The following is a 2,509-nucleotide window of genomic DNA, read 5'->3' as shown; positions in this document are numbered from 1 at the left end:
AGCGGTAAAATCGTCTCGCAGCGGGATGGCGGCAGACATGGCAAACCCTCCGGTTCGCCCAATCGAATCAGATCCGACGCAAATGCGAAACCCCGTGAGTCCGCGTCAGCGCCGATTGGTATGAGATCCTGACGGGGCGGACGTTCGAGGGATCTCGGCGCCGCATCAGGATTTTTCGGTGCGCCATAACCGTTCTCGATTCCCGTCTCGAAACCGGATGCTGCTTTCGAGAGACATCGGGGGCGCCTCACGTCGGTGCCTCGGTGGTCCGAACTTTCGGGGAGGGCGGGGAGCGATCCTCGACGCTGTCGACCGCGTCGCGCGATCCGCGCCTACGTTCTCTACGCAGTTGCATGCGGTGATTTAACGCAACCATAAATAGCAACGATGGGAGCCTTCGCTCCTGCCTTGCCCGATCGTGGGTCGAGCGAGGCAGATGTGGACCGGCCCTGGTTCTTCCCGCTGATTCCGACCCTACGACACGGTCGGAGGGAGCCCGACGCGATGCTGAGATCATCCATCACGACCCTCGACGGCTATCACGGCCTCCTGCCGCGCACCTGGACGCGGGACGAGACCTGCGACGAAGCCTACGTCGACGCGCAGAACGACTTCCAGGCGGCCAAGGCCCGGGCCTTCGTCCTGCCGATCGTGCGGGAGGCTCCGGTTCGGACCGTCCTCGACGTCGGCTGCGGCATGGGCGGCATGGCGGTGGCTCTCGAAACGGAGGGCTACGAGAGCTACGGCATCGACCTGCCTGGGCTGACGCGCCGCTGGTCTTCGGCCGGCCGGAGCGCCGACCGGTTCTACCTGGTCGATCCGGACGCGTTCGAGCTCCCGTTCCTCGACGGCAGCATCGACTTCGCATTCACCTTCGGCGCCATCGAGCACGTCGGCACGACCGACGGACACGCCGACCGCCGTCCCGACTGGCACGCGGTCCGCCGACAGTGGCTGCGGGAGATCTTCCGCGTCCTCTCGCCGGGTGGGCGGATGCTGATCGGCGGCCCCAACCGCGCCTTTCCGATCGACGTGGCCCACGGTCCCGACAGCCGGGCGACCGCCTGGGAGCGCTGGCTCGCGCGCCGGCTCGGCGCGACGGTCCACCGGACCTGGGGGGACAACTTTCTCTGGGCCTACCCGGACGTGCATCGCTACCTCGAGGGCCTACCTTACGGGATGGAGGCTCGCAGCATCGGCGGGTTTCTCGACTTCTCGCGGGTTCCGGCCTTCGCGCGCCCGACGGCACGCGCCTACGTCGCCCGCATGCCCCGCTCGCTCTTGGGCACGGGGTTCAACCCGTGGGTGATGGCGCTGGTCACGCGCCGCGCCGACGGCTGAGCGGGATCCCAGGCATGCGCCGCCGGCCCATGGGGCGACGATCCCGGCCGACCTCGGAAATCGCCGTGACGGCGGCCTGCCGAGGCCTCGGCCGACGTTCGCGAGCCCGGGTGCTCAGATCGGCCCGCCGCCGCGAGCGCAGTTGCCGCTCGGGCGACGAACGGCGCCTTGCGGAAAGCGCCGACACGATCCGGGCGGCCGTACCGGGCCTCAGGTATGCGGCGCCGAGCACGAGCTCCAGCCCGCAGCACGGTCGCCCTCACGCCATCGCGTCGTAGGTCGAGACCAGCCCGGCCGGGGCCGTCGCGCGCCAGGCCGCGAGCAGGGCGTCGCGCAAAAGCTCCTCCTCGCAGGCGTCGAGGTCGAGGTTGGTCCAGCCGCGGCGGCCCCAGGCGCCGTCGATGGCCGAGAACAGGTCCGGCTCGACCTCCAGCAGGCGCGCCTGGTCCTCCGGCGACAGCCGCAGCACCAGGCGGTCCTCCTCGGTCCACAGGGTCGCGAAGACGCGGCCGCCGACGCGAAAATCCGGGTTGCCCTTGTGCGCGCCCGGAATCGCCTCCGGCAGCATCAGCGCGAGGGCGCGCACGTCGTCGGGCAGCATGTCAGGTGCCGGCGGGCGCCTGCCGGCTGCTGGGCCAGCGGCTGCCCGCATGCTCGCGGATGTCGCCGGACTCCGACCCAGTGGCCGCGTCGCTGGCCCACTCGGCGGGCTCGGCCACCGCCTCGATCCGGTCCTCGGGGTAGCGCGCCTCCAGGAAGAGCAGCGCCTCGGCTTCCGAGGCCGCCCGCACCGTGACCAGGGGGCGCGGGCCGGACGGGGTCCGGACGTCGGCGATGAACAGGCGCGTCATGAGGATCTCGCTGGGTGAAGGCTGTGCAGGCAACGTCCGGGACGGCGATTGTGTCCGTGCGGATGCAGGAGCGGCGTTCGACGATTGCGAGCTTCAAACAATCCATAACGCTAAGTTTTAACGTTAAGCCAGCTTTAAGACCTTGCCGGCATGGTCCGTGTTGTCAGCAGAGCCGGCACCGCAAGCTTCCGGCACATCAAAGCGTGAAGGAATTCTTATGGCCCGCTCCAAGCTCGTCGCTTTGGTGCGCACCCTGACGCTCGCGGCGAGCGTCGGCGCGCCTTCCCTCGCAGCGGCCGCCGACCTGCTGCCGCCCC

3 protein-coding genes and 1 pseudogene are annotated in these 2,509 nt (G+C 69.5%); 2 read left to right on the top strand and 2 right to left on the bottom strand.

All coding sequences use genetic code 11. The annotated features are described in order from the left end of the window. Window positions 1–504: 504 nt before the first annotated feature. Window positions 505–1,341, top strand: a complete 837-nt coding sequence (locus FV222_RS23005; RefSeq protein WP_187273737.1) for a class I SAM-dependent methyltransferase — start codon at window positions 505–507, stop codon at window positions 1,339–1,341. A gap of 259 nt (window positions 1,342–1,600) precedes the next feature. Here FV222_RS23005 and FV222_RS23000 read toward each other — a convergent pair whose 3' ends face one another. Continuing rightward, a complete protein-coding gene (locus tag FV222_RS23000) occupies window positions 1,601–1,942 on the bottom strand; it encodes an MmcQ/YjbR family DNA-binding protein (protein ID WP_147815725.1) in 342 nt (113 codons plus the stop codon). A 1-nt stretch (window position 1,943) separates the two neighbouring features. Then, window positions 1,944–2,192 carry a hypothetical protein gene (locus FV222_RS22995; RefSeq protein ID WP_147815724.1) on the bottom strand — a complete coding sequence of 83 codons (249 nt, stop codon included), beginning with the start codon at window positions 2,190–2,192 and terminating at the stop codon, window positions 1,944–1,946. Window positions 2,193–2,409: 217 nt separating this feature from the next. Between FV222_RS22995 and FV222_RS31480 the strand changes: the two are divergent. Continuing rightward, window positions 2,410–2,509 (top strand): annotated as a pseudogene (locus FV222_RS31480) (porin family protein); the annotation flags it as partial.

Source organism: Methylobacterium sp. WL103, from assembly GCF_008039885.1.
Lineage (GTDB): Bacteria > Pseudomonadota > Alphaproteobacteria > Rhizobiales > Beijerinckiaceae > Methylobacterium > Methylobacterium cerastii.
The sequence above is the reverse complement of the archived record's forward strand: the minus strand, read 5'-3'. Positions and strand labels throughout refer to the sequence as shown.